General features: G+C 42.9%; 17 protein-coding genes. 1 reads left to right on the forward strand and 16 read right to left on the reverse strand.

Features of this window, described 5'->3' with window-relative positions; translation table 11 throughout:
• Position 1 precedes the first annotated feature (1 nt).
• From PO830_RS11305 to PO830_RS11325, 5 genes are read right to left on the reverse strand one after another with little or no spacing between them, the layout of a single operon-like run.
• A complete protein-coding gene (locus PO830_RS11305) occupies positions 2 to 892 on the reverse strand; it encodes a glycosyltransferase family 2 protein (RefSeq protein WP_272853681.1) in 891 nt (296 codons plus the stop codon).
• Positions 880 to 1686, reverse strand: coding sequence for a glycosyltransferase family 2 protein (locus PO830_RS11310; RefSeq protein ID WP_272853682.1), 807 nt, complete (start codon positions 1684 to 1686; stop codon positions 880 to 882). The genes PO830_RS11305 and PO830_RS11310 overlap by 13 nt, the downstream gene beginning before the upstream one ends.
• A complete protein-coding gene (locus PO830_RS11315; RefSeq protein WP_272853683.1) occupies positions 1686 to 2915 on the reverse strand; it encodes a glycosyltransferase in 1230 nt (409 codons plus the stop codon). Before PO830_RS11315 ends, PO830_RS11310 begins: the two co-directional genes overlap by 1 nt.
• A complete protein-coding gene (locus PO830_RS11320; protein WP_272853684.1) occupies positions 2915 to 3661 on the reverse strand; it encodes a glycosyltransferase in 747 nt (248 codons plus the stop codon). Before PO830_RS11320 ends, PO830_RS11315 begins: the two co-directional genes overlap by 1 nt.
• Positions 3651 to 4475, reverse strand: coding sequence for a glycosyltransferase family 2 protein (locus tag PO830_RS11325; RefSeq protein WP_272853685.1), 825 nt, complete (start codon positions 4473 to 4475; stop codon positions 3651 to 3653). The genes PO830_RS11320 and PO830_RS11325 overlap by 11 nt, the downstream gene beginning before the upstream one ends.
• A 90-nt stretch (positions 4476 to 4565) precedes the next feature.
• Here PO830_RS11325 and PO830_RS11330 point away from each other — a divergent pair, with 90 nt between their 5' ends.
• Positions 4566 to 5240, forward strand: coding sequence for a sulfotransferase family 2 domain-containing protein (locus PO830_RS11330; protein WP_272853686.1), 675 nt, complete (start codon positions 4566 to 4568; stop codon positions 5238 to 5240).
• A 3-nt stretch (positions 5241 to 5243) separates the two neighbouring features.
• On the opposite strand, the gene PO830_RS11335 is transcribed toward PO830_RS11330, so the two are convergent.
• The 11 genes from PO830_RS11335 to PO830_RS11385 all read right to left on the reverse strand — a co-directional run bounded on the left by PO830_RS11335 (position 5244) and on the right by PO830_RS11385 (position 16765).
• On the reverse strand, positions 5244 to 6251 hold the full coding sequence (locus PO830_RS11335; protein WP_272853687.1) for a hypothetical protein: 1008 nt from the start codon (positions 6249 to 6251) through the stop codon (positions 5244 to 5246).
• A complete protein-coding gene (locus tag PO830_RS11340) occupies positions 6248 to 7072 on the reverse strand; it encodes a glycosyltransferase family 2 protein (protein ID WP_272853688.1) in 825 nt (274 codons plus the stop codon). The genes PO830_RS11335 and PO830_RS11340 overlap by 4 nt, the downstream gene beginning before the upstream one ends.
• Before the next feature lie 9 nt (positions 7073 to 7081).
• Entirely contained in the window at positions 7082 to 8098 is a 1017-nt protein-coding gene (locus tag PO830_RS11345; protein ID WP_272853689.1) for a sulfotransferase family protein, read from the reverse strand.
• Between the two features lies 1 nt (position 8099).
• The gene (locus PO830_RS11350; RefSeq protein WP_272853690.1) at positions 8100 to 8945 is read right to left on the reverse strand and encodes a glycosyltransferase family 2 protein; all 846 of its coding nucleotides are present in this window, start codon (positions 8943 to 8945) and stop codon (positions 8100 to 8102) included.
• Between the two features lie 18 nt (positions 8946 to 8963).
• On the reverse strand, positions 8964 to 9890 hold the full coding sequence (locus tag PO830_RS11355) for a sulfotransferase family protein (protein WP_272853691.1): 927 nt from the start codon (positions 9888 to 9890) through the stop codon (positions 8964 to 8966).
• Entirely contained in the window at positions 9875 to 10693 is an 819-nt protein-coding gene (locus PO830_RS11360; protein ID WP_272853692.1) for a hypothetical protein, read from the reverse strand. Before PO830_RS11360 ends, PO830_RS11355 begins: the two co-directional genes overlap by 16 nt.
• Before the next feature lie 56 nt (positions 10694 to 10749).
• Positions 10750 to 12261 carry an FkbM family methyltransferase gene (locus tag PO830_RS11365; protein WP_272853693.1) on the reverse strand — a complete coding sequence of 504 codons (1512 nt, stop codon included), beginning with the start codon at positions 12259 to 12261 and terminating at the stop codon, positions 10750 to 10752.
• A gap of 3 nt (positions 12262 to 12264) precedes the next feature.
• Positions 12265 to 13572: an ABC transporter ATP-binding protein gene (locus tag PO830_RS11370; RefSeq protein ID WP_272853694.1), complete on the reverse strand. Its 1308-nt coding sequence runs from the start codon at positions 13570 to 13572 to the stop codon at positions 12265 to 12267.
• A complete protein-coding gene (locus PO830_RS11375; protein WP_272853695.1) occupies positions 13572 to 14435 on the reverse strand; it encodes an ABC transporter permease in 864 nt (287 codons plus the stop codon). The genes PO830_RS11370 and PO830_RS11375 overlap by 1 nt, the downstream gene beginning before the upstream one ends.
• Positions 14436 to 14505: 70 nt before the next feature.
• Complete coding sequence (locus PO830_RS11380; protein ID WP_272853696.1) at positions 14506 to 15480, reverse strand: SDR family oxidoreductase; 975 nt, start codon at positions 15478 to 15480, stop codon at positions 14506 to 14508.
• 1 nt (position 15481) lies between these two features.
• Positions 15482 to 16765 carry a nucleotide sugar dehydrogenase gene (locus tag PO830_RS11385; RefSeq protein ID WP_272853697.1) on the reverse strand — a complete coding sequence of 428 codons (1284 nt, stop codon included), beginning with the start codon at positions 16763 to 16765 and terminating at the stop codon, positions 15482 to 15484.
• Between the last annotated feature and the right edge of the window lie 16 nt (positions 16766 to 16781).

Below are 16781 nucleotides of genomic sequence, written 5' to 3' on the forward strand. Positions count from 1 at the left end.
CTTATGAATCTAAGATGAATTTCTTTACGAACAGTTTTGCATTTCCAGGATGAAAGTACCAAAAAGGAGATAATTGAAAAAGTCTTCTTAGCGTTTTTCGCTTTCCATGAAAAGACTCCTTTAGCTGCTTTCGAATAATATTCACCCGAAGCGAACGCCAAACTTCCGAAGTAATAAGATTTTTACGATAGGCTTCAGAAACGGCATGATAAAGATGTTTGGGCAAATCAAAATACGCTTCTCGATGTAACTGACTAATTCCATCATGGCGCCGATATCGCACAAACGGAGTTTCCAAATAATAAAACCGTCCGTAGAAAGAGCAACGGGTCCAAAACTCGGTATCTTCTCCGGCTGCCTCCATTTGCTCGTTAAAACCGCCTACCCTTTCAAAAAGACTTTTTTTCAGTAGGACCGAGGAGGTCATAAGCGTCCAGTTTCCCGCCATTCGACCGGCTACGTTCCCGTGCTTTAATTGCGGTGTTGCGGGGCGACCAATAACTTCATCGGTAGGCGTACCCTCAAGATCCATCACCTGGCAAGGAGTGTGCACCAAATCGTAGTCCGGATGGTTTTGCAAGATTGCTACTTGTTGCTGTAGCTTCTCGGGTTCCCAACAGTCATCATCATCTAAAAAAGCTAGGTACCTTCCGATTGCCTTGGAAGCACCTATATTTCTAGGATGTGCCGGTCCGCCTGAATTTTCAATCTTTTCATAGCGAACATGAGGGAACTGATTGCATAGCGTTTCATTTTCTTGATGCGGTGTACCATCATCGATGACCAAAATCTCAAACCCTTGAAAGCTTTGACGCACCACACTTTCAATAGCCTCTTTAAGGTAAGTAGGCCTGTTATATGTGGGGATAATAATACTCACTAAAGTCTCCATAAGGCTCGTATTCTTTTTTTCACGCGCTTCATAATACCCTTCACAGAATATTTAGGAACTGCATTTGCCTTTCGTTCTTGCTGTAATTGCTTCCAATACGTCTCGAAATCGTTTCCATAGAGCGCTCGCATCATGTGAAGGTCTTCCTCTTTTTTTTGTTGCTGAAAAGACGGATCGTTACTTCTGCCAGAAAGGTCAAATTTCGTTAAAAAAACGGGAAGATGTTGAAATTGGAAAGCGCCCGATAGATATGCTTTAATATAAAACGCTCTATCGGCTCCAATGGCGTAACTTTCGTCGTATCCACCCAATAGGTCAAAAACCTTCTTGTGAAACAAGGTTGCCTGGTGCGGCAGCGAGGTTTTCATAAAGTAAGTAGGTGTTAGCTGATCAGGATACCGTTTGTGTCCCTTTTCATACTGATAATCCCCATAGATGATATCTCCCGAAAAATTGGAATGCCGAATAAACTGCCCTAAAGAATCGTTAGAAGTGAGCGTATCGCCTCCATTCAAAAAAAAATAATAGGTACCCTTAGCCTGCTTCAACCCTTTGTTCATGGCATGATAGATGCCACGGTCAGGTTCCGAAACCCAATAGTCTATCAGCGATGTGTAGTTGGAAATAACCGCTTTGCTGTGATCTGTTGAACCGCCATCGATCACCAGAAGCTCAAAATCTGTATAGGTTTGCCCTGCGATAGAATCCAGTGTTTCCTGTAAGGCATTGGCCTGATTGTAGTTTATCGTAATGATCGAGAGAAAAGGGTGGGCGCTAGCTGTCATACTCATCATCAAAGGGTGATCAAATCTTTGTATACTTCTTTATAGGCCTTCGCCTGAGTCGCTTCTGAAAAATGCTGCTCTGCATACGCTCTAATTGCTACGGAAGAAAACCTTTCAGGGGCATCTAAAAATCGATCGATGGTTTGACTCAAAGCGGAAGCGCTCATTTCAGGTACAATCATTCCATTTTGCCCCTTCCCAATGTGTTCTGCCATACCTCCATTCGCAAAACTTATAACAGGGGTACCACAAGCAAAGGCTTCCAACATAACATTGGGCAAATTATCTTCCTGACTCGGCAAGAGTACGACCTCAGCGCAATTGTAGGCCGCGATAATACGGTTCTCCTCCTTGACAAAACCCAGAGAGACTACGCTGACTTTTGGATTGTTCACCGGTACCGGGGTTCTGCCTAATGTCAACAGTGTCAAGGGCGAATTAACTTGTTCCAAGGCAGCTATAAGAAGATCGATTCCCTTTCGCTCGCTCATGCCCGAATCGGTAATGTAGAGCGCGATAGGTTGAGTGGTGGTAATACCCAGTTGATCTTTGGCTTCCCTATCTGGCATGGGAATAAACTTCTCTAGGTCAATGGCATTGGGGAGTGTTCTTTTCAGATCAAACGTATGAAACATCCCACTAGCGATAGCTTTGTTGAGCATCCATCGCGACGGACAAACAATTGCGCCTTTTGAGACCTGTGCGTAAGCGTTCTTCTTTATTTCTCGTTGTTTGTTATCCAGCTCCTGCACTAAGGATTGGTTTCGGGACGCGTCTCCTTCGTAGTGAAATACTCCCATAAAGGGATTCATATCGTGCAAGGTCCAAACCACCGGGCAATCGATGGTTTTGAAGAAGGTGGGAAAGTTGATGATCCCTCCTACCCAATGAAGATGGATGATGTCTGCCTCCTGCACCCACGGATGTGTTTCCGTAGCATACGGAGCCAACGCAAGTGACGGTCCCTCACAACGCTGGTCGGTGACCTTCTGCTGAAGCGCAAGCTGTTGCTTTTTGTATTCCGAAGGAAATAATCGATTGGAAAGTCGTTGGAATAAAGAGGCCGCTTGATATTCAAAAAACGGGTCCTGTTGCAGACTTCCATCGTAGTCAATACTTTTCTTTTTGGTTAAAAAGGCAGAAGCGACTCCGCATCGTCTCAAGGCATTATGCAGTCTGAAAGCCGCGATTCCTGCGCCGCCTTTGGGTGAAGTCGTAATGTGTAGCACCTTCAACATTACCTTCCTATTAATTGGTGATACGCTTTTCGCGCAAATTCTTTGGTGTACCGTTTCCAATACGCAGTCGGGTAGCCGTAAAAGACCGTGTCTACCGCAACACTGTTTATGTTATGAAGACACCCCCAAAACCCTGGTGCTTCTCTCTTTTTCCAGGAATGATCCCACAAATGCACGGCGACCGTATCGTCCTGAATATAAGGCTCGTGATCTTCGCCTCGCTTCTCATACGGTAGCGGATAGAACACCGAAGGCGGAGCAATATGATCGTTTGCACCTAATTGTTCTTCGTTGACAATCGCTTTAAACGTATGGGTAATGACCGGAGGAGAATAACTATCGAAGCGATGGGATTCATAAAACTGGTTCATTTGTTGAATGATAGGATGCTTCGGAATGGTACCAAAACAACCATACGCAGCACGTCCTTCCACCTCATATCCCGTAAAAAAATCGTAGTTCAAAAAAGAATCTAAAGGAGCCACCAAAAGCATATCGGTATCCAGATACACGCCTCCTTCCGAAGATAATACGGCAACTCTTAACGCATCGGCTGCAAAGGCATATTTACGCTTCCGCAAGGCATCCTGCACAAATTGATTTTGATACGGTAGGTAATTTTCCTCATTCCATTCCATAATTTCGTACTCGGGGCAAGTTTGTTTCCAGCTCTCCAAACATCGCTCAAAACTGGCGGGTTTATTTCCGCCACCAAACCAACAATAATGTATCTTTTTAGGAATCATGAGAGGCCGATTTGTTCGTCTGAGTCCATGCCACCACCCGCTTCCATAAAGGCATCATCGCTTTGCCAGGTTTTTTGCTCGGCACTTCGTTCTGCTGCTTCCAGATTGCCCCGTGTTCCCGCCACCATTCCTTGAAATGTTTCGCTAAGACCTGAGCTCGTTCTTCATGTATACGCGCTTTATTGGCCGGATTGTTAGACATTCCTTGCAGGTCAAAGACGGCAATGGTTTCTTCCAGATGTTCATAAGAGACTCCTTCCTTACATACGGCCACTATGAAAAACTCCCAATCGGATACGATGCTGTAGGTTTCCGAATAATAAAAGAGTTGGTCGAATAGGGTTCGTGAAATAAAGGTTCCCGGATGGGGTAAGGAGCGCGTAAGAAAATGCTCAAAGTCTAAGGTGCTGGGGTACTCTTGAATAAAATTATTGTCCTTCGAAGAAAACACCAAATTGCCGTAATAGAGTTCTTTATCCTTTAATTTTGGCAACACTTTTTTCAGTACATGTGGATCCACAAACGTATCGCCACTGTTCAAGAACAACACGTATTGACCCTGAGCTTTTCGAATGCCTTTGTTCATGGCTTCATAAACACCGCGATCGGGTTCGCTTATCCAGGAAGTTATGCCCGCTACATTTTCTTTAATGACGCGAATACTATCATCGGTGGACCCGCCATCGATCACAATGTGTTCAAATCCGGAGAACGTTTGAGAACGCGTACTGCCCAGTGTATGGCGCAATCCTTCCGCATTATTGTAATTCACGGTGATAATAGAAATTTTGATTGTCTTAGACGCTGCTTGCATAAATTGGTTACCTTGCCTCCTCTTTCTATTGAATTAGGGTAAAGATAGTTTCTTTTAGACAGGAAATAAAACGATACAAAGGACCAGAACATGATTTCGAAAGAACGGGAATTCATTTTCATTCACAATTTTAAAACAGGAGGCACCAGTATTGAAAAAAAACTAGGTCATTTTGATTCGTTAGCGATTGATGTCCAAGATCACCGATCATTACGAGACATCGAACTTCTTACCAATCGGTCGCTTTATTTTCGAAAAAGCCTTTACGCACTTCTAAAAAAAGGAAAACCACAGCGGGCCTGGCAGCATTTCCAACAAGGGCTTTCACCAGAACTCACGGCAGCAGAATACGAACGTTTTTTCAAATTCACCTTCGTTAGAAATACCTGGGCGCGTATGTATTCTTGGTACGCAAATGTGATGAAAGATCCGCATATGCGGCAATCCTATCGTATCACCGACCTCAACTTTTCTTTTGAAGCGTTTCTTACGGAAAAAATTCAACCGGAAACTTTTTCGCAGTGGTATTTCATTACCAATCGGTCTGGTGTGGTGGGAATGGATTTTATTGGGCGATTTGAGCGATTGCAAGAAGATTTTGATACCGTGGGCGAACGCTTGCAGTTGGAGGATACACAATTGCCCAAGTTATTGGTTCGGAATTACACCCCCTATACCGAGGCCTATACAAGCACTACCAAAGATTTAGTATACCAACAATACCGTACCGAAATTGACTATTTTTCGTTCGAATTCGGAGCGTAAACGCTAGGACTCCGTCCATCTGATCAATCGCCAACCGATCTTCCGCAGGATCTTTGCGCCAATAGAGCGGCGCTTAGCTTCGGGCTTGAGATTCATCTTTACCGGATAGGCAATTGGTATCTTTTTGTATTCGGCGTACCGGGTTCTTTCTAAGTGCGCTTTATACTGCTGATACAATTCTTTAAGGATCGGAAAATCCGACAACTGATAACGATCGTATTCGCGTGAAATAGCCGTATCGTCTTCCGCAAGCTTACTAAAATGATAGAACACCAAGGAAGAGCCATCATTAAGGGTTATCGCATTGTCTTTTCTGGAAACAATAGCACGCTCATGCAGGTTCCACGGGCCCATATTGTACCCGAAGCTTGTAAGCACCGTCATGTTTCTAAAAAAGAGGGGGGCCTGCGTCATCCATAGCTGATCGACAAAATAGCCTTTATTGGGGCGGTCGTATCCAAATTGAAGCACCCGTGCTTCCCACCAATCCAGTAGTTGCTTCGTTTCTTCCTGTTGCGGATTGACCCCGAAAAATCCTAAATTATAAATTCCGAAGCGAAAAAAGGTATTCTCATCGGGTTGCTTTCCGTCTCTGGGAATGGGCGAAAGTATGTGCGGTGTAAGCGCCGCCGAATGATGGGCTAAAAGCTTGGTTACCTCCTTCAGCGAATCGTAAAAATAGAGGTCGGGATCCAAATAGTACATCGCTGTGGCCTCCGGATGTTTCCTGGCGAGGTGTTTAAACATCGTTGGTTTGACCGAAGTATTCAGTTCTATGATATAATACCGTTGAATCAGGTCTTGAAGGTCAATTTCGGGAATGTCCTCAATAAACAATACGGTTGCCGGCGCCACTTGTTCGTAGTCGATGGCATCGTTGGGTTTGTCTACCAGCACTACATAAAAGGCAGCTTCAGGATGATGGTCCACAAATGATTCCTTTAGGGCCAACGCCTGTCCTAAGTAGTTGTTCGAGCAGATGGTAAAAGCAACTGTGGTGGGCGCGCTCATGAAAATAGATTCCGAATTTTACGTGTTACATTCTTCACAAATGTACTTAGTTTGACACGAACCGGATACTGCTCTCGTTGTTTTTTCACCACTCGCGGATAAAACCACGTGCCTTTGATGGTAAGCATTGGGTGGAACAACCCCCAGCCAAAATAGCTTTGAAGATTGGAAACAAAATCGGCTGCCAGGGCGTGATCGGTGCTTTCCGTAGAGGCGCCTCCTGCCGCAAAACGCGCGACAAGAATAGGTACATACTGCACCCTTCCTTTGGCAAAACAGCGCAGGTTCACATCCCAGTCGGCACTTTTAGCGTACCGAAGGGTATAGTCACCAATTTCTGTAAGCATGAAGGCTCTTCGATAACAGATGGCCTGATGGCAAATATTCTTCTGAAGCAATTTTTCCAGTGAAAACGCACCGTCATATACATCGCCATCAATCGCCCAGCCCGTATTTCCAATTATTTTTACATCGCCATAGAGCATATCAGCGTCATAGGTAGTGATCGCTCCTGAAAGTTCTTTCAATACCGATTCGGAATACAGCGTATCATCACTTCCCAGAAACAGTAACCAGTCTCCCGTTGCGATGCGCATGCCTTTGTTCATGGCATCGTAAATACCGTTATCAGGTTCTTGATGCCACTGTATGGAAAGCTTTTTCTGCCATTGCTGCACAATCTGTGCTGTAGCATCCGTAGAGCCCCCATCTACAATACACACCTCAACCGAAGCTTCCTCTTGAGCCGCAATAGAACCCAATGCGGCTGCTAAGGTAGCGGCGCTATTAAAGGTTGGGATGATGATGGAGAACACATTCATTTATTAGGATTATTTAGATCGGAATATCCTAAATGGTGCCGTTAGGATTGATCCTAATTTAAACGAATTAGAATCTTTTAACCTATTGATTTTACGTTCTAACTGATTATTTTTTTGTCTTAGCTGCAATACGCCTTCCAAACCGTATTCTGAAAATTCAAATAATCCTTTTTGCGATAAAAAATCATCAAATACCGCAGTGGGTGTTATTGTTTTATGAGGAATATTGAAATTATTCCGATGGAAGTAATCTTCGCCGAGGTAGTGAGTATATCCTACTAAGAATTGATGAAAACTATCTGTTTCAAGAAATTCATTATTGGCCTTTACTGCGTCGGTGTTGTTAGTTTCTAGATTTTGGTACGGATCTCCAAAAGTTCCAAGATGTTTTTTGTTGTTTTCGATGTCAACTGAGTCTTTATGAAATGGAATCTCTAACCAATCATACAAAGACGCAGTTATTTCTGTTGGATTCTTCAATAACGATTCATACTGAACACAACGTATTTGAGGATTCTGTTGATGTTCCTTACAAAATTCTTCAAGTTTTTTCGGAGCGAATAACAAATCCCTTCGATAATTGTTAATCATAGATAAAGAGTTCAGATTCCAAGTACGAACCATAGACTTTGCTATATCTAAAGGGCTGCGATGCAAAACCACAAGTTTACTTTTAGGAAACATTTCGGCGATCTCATCCACAATTTCCCAATACCGCGGAGTCTTGTCTAGGAAATACCGACACTCCCCTTTTAATGGGGTATATAATTCCAGTAAAAAACTTCGGAACGCATTCGTATAATCCACAGGGCCTGCTTTCTTGAGATATTCTTGAAACGCTTCATGTGTAAGGCGGTTATTTACAGAAGTATGTACCAAAGTAGGATCAAATTGATTCATGAAATTCAATAGAATCCAAGGTTCACTTACGGTGTTTACCTGAGCATTGTTGGATAGTATGCGCTGAACATACGTAGAGCCACTACGTGGTGCTGAAATTAGAAATATAAGTTCTTCTTCTTTCAAATTATCTGCCTAAAATATGTTTCACCTTCCTTCTAAGTCGCTGTAGAAAAGTTTTTTTCTGCTCTAACCTAATTGCTTTCTTCCCTTCAACTCTACGCAAAAAATTGTTCATTTTAGCTTGTGCAGGTTTTGGAAGCACGTTTATAGCGGCTTGATGTTTGTTATAAATATAGCGAATGCACTGTGAATGTACTTCTCTTTTCTTTCTAGAAAGTCCTTCGGAATGCAATCTATAGATGCTTAAAGGCTCAAGACTGAACGCTGGGGTAGCCACTTTTGCCATTCGAATTCTAAAATCGTAATCTTCGTAGATGGAAAGATTCTCGTCATAGTGGCCGCTCTCATCCAATAGTTTTCTATCAAACAGTTCATAGCGAAACAAATTCTCATCCGGAAAATCCCGTATTAAAACGGCCCTCTCAAAAGAAGCGTTATTAGGAACCTTCTGAAGATCATTGCACCATATTTTGGTGCAGTTTTCCAATGTATCCTCAGCATAGTAAAAGTTAGTAATCGCCAGATTGGCATTGGAGTTGGCAATGAGTTCTTTTTGAATTTCTAATTTTTTAGGAAGGTACATATCGTCCCCGTCCAGTGAGGTTATATAATCGCCTTTTACTAGACTCAATGCACGGTTTCGAGATTTAGTTATACCTACATTGGTCTCGTTAAAATGACTTCTAATCAACGTTGGAAATTCCTGTACATATTCATGGATCACTTCTTGAGAGCCATCGGTTGAAGCGTCGTCTATAACCAGTATTTCAAAAGGCATAAAGGTTTGCTGGAGCACACTATCAATGGCCTGTTTTAGATATTCTTTCTGATTATATGAAGTTATGTACACTGAAACCTTCAACGGCATTTAATTTAAGATTCGCTTGGGCGTATTCAAAAACCTAAACTTTCGTTTATAGATAGGCATAATGGTACGGCATATCGCTTTTTCGAGCAACGTTGGTTCTTGTAAGTATTCTTGATTTCTGTTGATAAAGGTATTCTTTCGAAATAAATATTGAAGAAATATTCGCTCTTTATAGGTTAAATGTTCAAACAGTTGCGCTTTGCTTTGAACTTCCGCCGGATTCATTTTAAACTGTTTCGAAGTATACCAAATTTGTTTTTTGGTCATAGTTGCTTCCCCCGGATGATCGAGCTCATAAAAGCGCAGCACTTTATCATTCCATGGTACTTCTAAAAATGAGAATAGTTCTTTCGCTGTACTTTCGAAATGGTTTATGAAATCTTCATAGCGAACCAACGTCACTCGATCGGGATATGAATGTAAAATTTCTTCGTGAAGTTTATAGACAGCCTCCATATAACCGGCAGCCATTCGGTAGTCTTGCGTAAAATCGGGTGGTATAATCTGTTGGTCTTTTGCCTTTTTCGCTACGTTCTTCATAGAATTAAATACCGCTAAAGGATTTCGCAATACCATAATGAATTTAGCTTCCGGAAATAACTCTAATAGTTCATTAAAGAAAAGAATATTCCACGGTGTTTTTTCACTTAGGTGCGTATAAGACTCCTTCGTCGCGAGTGGCTCAATAAGAGTTGATATAAGAGCTCGGATTTCTTCGTCAATTTGAGCTGATGTGGTATAAACATCAATGCGCTGGGCCTTTAATGACCGTTGTAATTTATTACGCAGGTCTACAATATTAGGAATACGGTCAAATTCTGGCCCTGCGTAAACCTGGGGGTGTGCATTTAGAAGGTTCTGAACTAAAGTCGTTCCTGAACGCGGGAGTCCGCCAACGAAAATATGTTTATTTACTTTCGACGCCACAGCTTTTTAAATTTGTTTTTGGAAGAGGATTTGTCTCTTTTTTGATCGGTTGTAGCAGTTATAGCATTTTGCAGCAAATTCCAATGTTTATGTAGCACTTGATGATCAAGAAAACTATCATTCTTTGCTTTTAGACTGTCGTACACCTTTAGTGACTCTCGGCAATTATGATCAAAATAATCTCGATATTTCGGATTTTGCCAAATTTTATCCTCTCCTAGGTGAAATGTTAAGTGTTCTTGTTCAAATAACTGAAATTCCGACCCATAGATAATAAGATTAGCGAGAAGGGTTATACCCACTTTACTTGCGCCGATACAAACGTTTTGAAGATCAAAATTGGCAAATAAATCTGACTTAAAAACAAAACAATCAAAACCTGGATGTTTAACACCTACAGCGCTATAAGCTGCTGCTAAGGTATCAAGAGAATAGGAACTTGCAATGGTTCTGCGGTTGATAACAAAGGCATCTAACCCTTGTTCGATTTTCTCTTTTATGAATAGATAGAACTGTGGTTGAAGGGCAATATCGGTATTTGTATAGATAATATAGTCGGCATTGGCATCATGCTCAACCGCACGCTCTAGAATATCTCGCAAAAGCGGAAGCTTACGCGGCACTGAAAATGAGCCTACATCCAATACCGAACGGGTTAAATTAGGGCTCACTTCAAAATAATTAGGAATGATTTCCTTGTCCTCTTCATATTGCGTGGTAAGTAAAGTGACAGCAACGGCATCCTTTGCAAACTCCTTTGCCCTGCGCATGCTTTCGAAGGTAATGGGTTGCGCTTTATACAAGTCGGACGTTTCTGGAACGACTACAGGGTTGATAATGTGGGTTATCGTAAGCATCCTTAAAAAAGTGAAAATGAATTTACTTTTTTTATAAAAGCTTCTGAAGGTTGGAATTCCGGTGCAACTGCTTGAATCGCCAATGCATCACGCACCGGGTGTTTTTGATTGACGGCGATATAACCTTTATCTGTCAATTGTTTTAAATTCTTTTTCTTCATTGCTTTCTTGTGCATGAAAAAAATATTTTGCCGGTTATCGCCCACCAAACGATACGCTTCATAATTTTCAAAAAACGCAACGATTTGATTTCGCTCTTTCAAGGTATTGGCCTCTATGATGAAAAGGTCTACACGAATTTGGTCAAGGTTCAACCCTTTCAACACCTCAACCTCAAATCCTTCCACATCAATTGATAATATATCGACATGCTTTTGCCGTCGGGAACTTAAAATATCACCCAGCGTACTGGCCGCTACGGTTACCTTGTTCGGTTCTTTATAGTCTAAGCCACGATTCGCATAACGGCGTTTTACATCCTCTTCATCATACGAAACGCCTGAAAGAACTCCAATTTCTTCATCAAAAAAGGTTACTTCTTGGGTTCCGGGATTTCCAACGACCGCTTTATTAATGTTGATAGCGTTTGGCCGTTGTTTTTCCAAATACTCAAAAATTCTTGGGTTTGGCTCGATACAAATGGCCTTCCATCCATATTGCTCGAGACTATAGCTATTGCTAAGGTGTACGCCATCGAAAGCGCCTACTTCTACCACGACACCTTTTGACCGTTTTCCCAATAATTGCCAAGCAATAAAATCATCGGCATGTTGACTAAAGGAAAGAAATGAATCGGTTTTAGGCCAATAGAGGGTATATTGGTTTTCCAGCAAATAGGAATATGCAAGTGACTCAATTAAAAGAATTGATTCATTACTCAAATGCTTTAAAAATTGATCTGTTGACCCATCGTGTATATGATTGCTATGAAGCAAGGTTTCTTTATCAAAAACCTGATGACTTATAGTGGTTTTATGTTCTTCAGGTATATTGGCTTGTTGTGCTTTTAAACGATTTACATCTAAAGAATCTTCGATCGTCTGATACTGCTCGGGCGTTATTGTAATACCTAAGAAATCGGCTAGGATTCTTAATTCGTTTGAAATTTGAAAGGCAAAATCTTCATACTTTCTAGAAAGCATTGTTGCATCACAGCTCATCCATTGATCATGGGTCCTTAGATAATCGTTCGTCGCTTTTAGAATGTGTTCCTCGTTTTCTTGAATCCACCCCTTATTCATAGACGAAACAATAACATCACGAACATCTCGATACCCGTGTACAACCTTCGCATTGCCTTTTTTGATTTGGTCTTGTAATGTAGGTGTTAAGCTATGAGATTTAATAACTTTCATGCCCTTATATTCGGCATGTTCTTGAATCACGTCAGGAAATGCTTCAGGTTTGAAATAAGTAATTCGTTTACCAACTCCAGCTTGTTCCACCAAATGTGCCACCATGTTGTATTGTAGCGTAGATCCTGATCTTTTTCCGCCAGCGCAAATTATCCACATATACTATTCGTTAGAAATGAATTCTTTGGTCCAATCAAAGTCAGGTCGTAGCGGTCCTTTAGATTTACCCATCCATCTTCCCAGCTCAATTGGTCTTGGTGTTACAATAAAACTAAGGAGGGCTGTTTTACTAAAAAGAGTCACGTTCTTGCCGTCTACATGTTCCTTAACAACCAAATTTGTTGAAAACTCACCTTGATTGAAAAAGTTCTTTTGAATTGTCATTCGCAATACACATTTTCCATTCTCATTGGATTGAGAGCGGGTTTCGTTAAACTGACTTGTTGTTGCGAAAAGTATGCTTCCGTTGTCGTCTAAAAACTGTGTGTTTACGAAAATATCTCTTTGCAGATCATCAACTTCTAATTGATATTCCAAAATGATTTCATCATCCATTCGAATAGGCTCATCTTCAGACTTACCTTTACCATATATTCTTCCAGATGTCAAGAAAACCCCTTTATCGTTCGGTTGATTTGCTTTAGACCATCGCTGTACATTAGAACGGATGTGACCTTCATGGTTTTTTAAATAATGACTAATACCATCTTCTGTGTCGCCTTCAAAATCTAATTGACCATTTTTTAAGACAATAGTTCTTGAGCACAAACTAGAAACGCTCGCCATATTATGACTTACAAACAGTACCGTACGCCCTTCTCCAGAGCTAATAGCCTGCATCTTTCCGATGGCTTTTTTCTGAAATTCGGCATCGCCTACGGCCAATACCTCATCCACCACCAAAATATCGGGTTCTAAATGGGCGGCTACCGCAAATCCTAGTCGGACGGTCATTCCGCTACTATACCGTTTGGTAGGCGTATCGATATACATTTCGCAGCCCGAAAACGCGATGATCTCATCGATCTTCGCTGTGATCTCGGCTTTGGTCATTCCCAAAATCGCTCCGTTTAGGTAAATGTTTTCGCGACCCGTCAGTTCCGGGTGAAAGCCGGTACCCACTTCCAACAAAGAGGCAATACGCCCCCGACTTTTGATGGTTCCGGTGGTGGGGCTGGTTACCCGAGACAATAATTTTAGTAAGGTTGATTTCCCGGCGCCGTTCTTCCCGATGATGCCAAGCACTTCGCCTTCTTTTACTTCAAAGTTGATATCTCGCAACGCCCATACATAGTCTTCAGAAGCAGCGGCACTTCGATCGTTCACGGCCCCCACTTTGAGGTACGGATCTTCCTTTCCGCGAATGCGGTGCCAAAAACGATTCATATCGTGCACCAAGGTACCCGTGCCTACCAGTCCTAATCGATACTGTTTGCTGATATGTTCTGCCTTGAGGATGATATTGCTCATTATACGGTATCGATAAAGGTTTTTTCGGTTCGGTTGAATAAGGCGAGCCCAATAACAAACAACACCAGGGCCAATGCGCTAATCACTCCGAAACTCTCCCAACTGAAATACGCCATGGCATCATTGAACAGCACATAACGGAAGCCTTCAATGATATAGGCCAACGGATTGTATTCCACCACCCAGCCGTAAGACGAGTCGGTTAACTCGCTCATAGGATATGGCACTGCCGAGATATACATGAGCAGTTGCATGACAAAGCCCAGCAAAATCGACAAATCGCGATATTTGGTGGTCAAGGTAGAGATGATCATCCCAACGCCCAGACCGTACAAGGCCATCAATAATACATAAACGGGTATCAATAAGGTATAGACCGAAGGTGCAATGTCGAAGCCTTGCGTAGCGTAATAGATGTAGAAGCCAATTAAGATAAGGAACTGAATCCCCAGCTTCACCAAATTAGAGATCACCTTCGATAAGGGCACGATGAATCTGGGAAAATAGACCTTTCCGAAGATCCCGGCATTCGACCGAAAGGTGTTGGAGGTACCCGTGAGGCAAATCCTAAAATAATTCCAGGCGGTAATCCCCGACAAATTGAACAGGAAGGGCGGTACAGCTCCGGTATTGATCTTGGCAATATTGTTAAAAACCAGGGTGAAAATCACCGAGGTGAACAACGGCTGAATAAAAAACCACAACGGCCCAAGAACCGTCTGTTTATAGACGGTAACGATGTCTCTTTTAACAAACAACACCAACAGATCGCGGTATTGATAGATCTCCTTGAAATTGAGCTCGATCAATTTTCGTTTGGACGAGATCTCGAACAACCAATTATCGTTCTTTTGGGTTTGCAAGGAGGTGTAGGTTTTGGTTGGGGACTAAGATACTAAATCCTTTGAATGTTGCCCATTCCTTTTGCCGCGTTTAAAAGTGGTTCCAGGTAACTTCCAATCCTTGCGCTACCGAGAATTGAGGGTCGTAGCCCAACAAACGCTTTGCTTTGCTGATATCTGCCAACGAATCACGCACGTCGCCTTTTCGGGGTGGCCCGTATACGGCCTCCACCTCAGCATCCGATAATTCCTTTAAAGCGGACCACAGTTCATTAAGGCTAATCCGTTCGCCATACGCCACATTAAACACTTCATTCACGGCTGCGTCTTCGGCGAAAAAGGCTTTAACATTCGCTTGCACGGCGTTCTCAACATAGGTAAAGTCGCGTGTTTGCTCGCCATCCCCATTGATGGTAGGAGCTTTCTGGTCTTTAAGCGCCTGCATAAAAAGTGGGATCACGGCCGCGTAGGCACCCGTAGGACTCTGATTAGGCCCAAACACATTAAAATAACGCAAACCGATGGTAGGCGTTCCGTAGGTTTTGTGGAACACATCCGCATAGATCTCGTTCACCAGTTTGGTGACCGCATAGGGAGAAATGGGGTTGCCAATGTTGGGTTCTTGCTTCGGAAGCTGTGTGCTATCGCCATAGGTAGAACTTGAAGCTGCGTACACCAGGCGCTGTACCGTATCGCTTTCATTCTGTGCGACCAGCATGTTCAGAAAGCCGGAAACATTGACTTCGTTAGACGTAATGGGATCGTTGATAGAGCGGGGAACGCTTCCCAACGCCGCTTGATGCGACACGTAATCGATGCCTTCCATAGCCTTTTTACAGGTCGCCAGATCGCGAATGTCGCCTTCCATAAATTCAAAAGCATCATGATCTTGAAACGGTTCGAGATTATGTTGAAATCCCGTGGCAAGATTGTCGAGCACCCGTACTTTTTTGGCTCCGTAGGTTAGCAGGTACCGTACCAGATTAGAACCGATAAATCCGGCACCTCCGGTAACCAGAAAGCTATATTGTGAAAGGTCGTTGGTGTGATAAGGGCTTGCAAACATATTATAATCTTCCGTCAATTTTATCTTTAGGCAAAAATGCTTTTACGTCGAATACCACACTTTTTTTCGCGCGGCAGGCGTCAATATCAAAATCGTTGAAGGCACTATGCGCCACGGCCAGCACCACTGCGTCGTAAGACGTTTTCAAACTGTCTTTTGACGTGTGTAATGAAAGTCCAAATTCTTGTTGCACTTCCGCTTCGGAAGCCCATGGATCGTACACATCAACGTTTAGGTTGAATTTTTGTAGTTCTGAAATCACATCGATCACTTTGCTGTTTCGGATGTCGGGACAATTCTCTTTGAAGGTGATTCCCAACACCAACACGTTTCCATTCTTTACTTTGGCGTCCTTCTGAATGAGTAGTTTCAGAATTTCTTGTGCGACATAATTTCCCATTCCATCGTTCATCCGGCGACCCGCCAAAATGATCTCGGGATTGTAGCCTTCTTCCTGCGCTTTTTGCGCCAGATAGTAAGGATCCACACCGATGCAGTGTCCGCCTACCAAGCCTGGTGTAAATTTTAGGAAATTCCATTTGGTTCCGGCGGCTTCCAGTACGGCTTGGGTATCGATATCCAACAAACGAAAGATCTTCGACAATTCGTTAACGAACGCGATATTGATATCACGTTGCGAGTTTTCGATCACTTTGGCAGCTTCCGCCACTTTGATGGAGGGCGCAAGGTGCGTCCCGGCCGTGATCACAGAAGCGTACAGCTGGTCGATGTATTCGGCAGCTTCGGGCGTAGAACCGGAAGTCACTTTCAAAATTTTGGTCACCGTATGTTTTTTATCACCGGGATTAATGCGTTCGGGGGAATACCCCGCGTAGAAGTCGGAATTAAACTGTAACCCCGAATGTTCTTCCAGGATCGGAATACAAATGTCTTCAGTCACGCCCGGATAGACGGTACTTTCATAGACCACCACATCGCCCTTTTTCAACACAGATCCAACGGTTTCGCTCGCCTTTTGTAGGGGCGTGAGTACGGGTTGGTTGTACTTGTTGGTAGGGGTAGGAACCGTTACGATAAATACGGTTGCTTCCGACAGATCGGAAGCTTTTTCGGTAATGGTGAGTCCGTTGTTTTTGTCATGTAGCACATCGGTAAGGGCTTCCGAAGAAACCTCCAGGGTTCGGTCGTTCCCTTGTTGTAGTTCGGCCACTCGCTGGGAATTGATATCAAAACCAATTACGGCATATTTTTCCGCGAAAGCGACCGCCAGTGGGAGTCCGACGTACCCCAACCCGATAATGGCAATAGTAGGTTGTTCTTTCATAATCAAGAAACTCGTT

This window comes from Altibacter sp. HG106 (assembly GCF_028561755.1).
Classification (GTDB): domain Bacteria; phylum Bacteroidota; class Bacteroidia; order Flavobacteriales; family Flavobacteriaceae; genus DFVG01.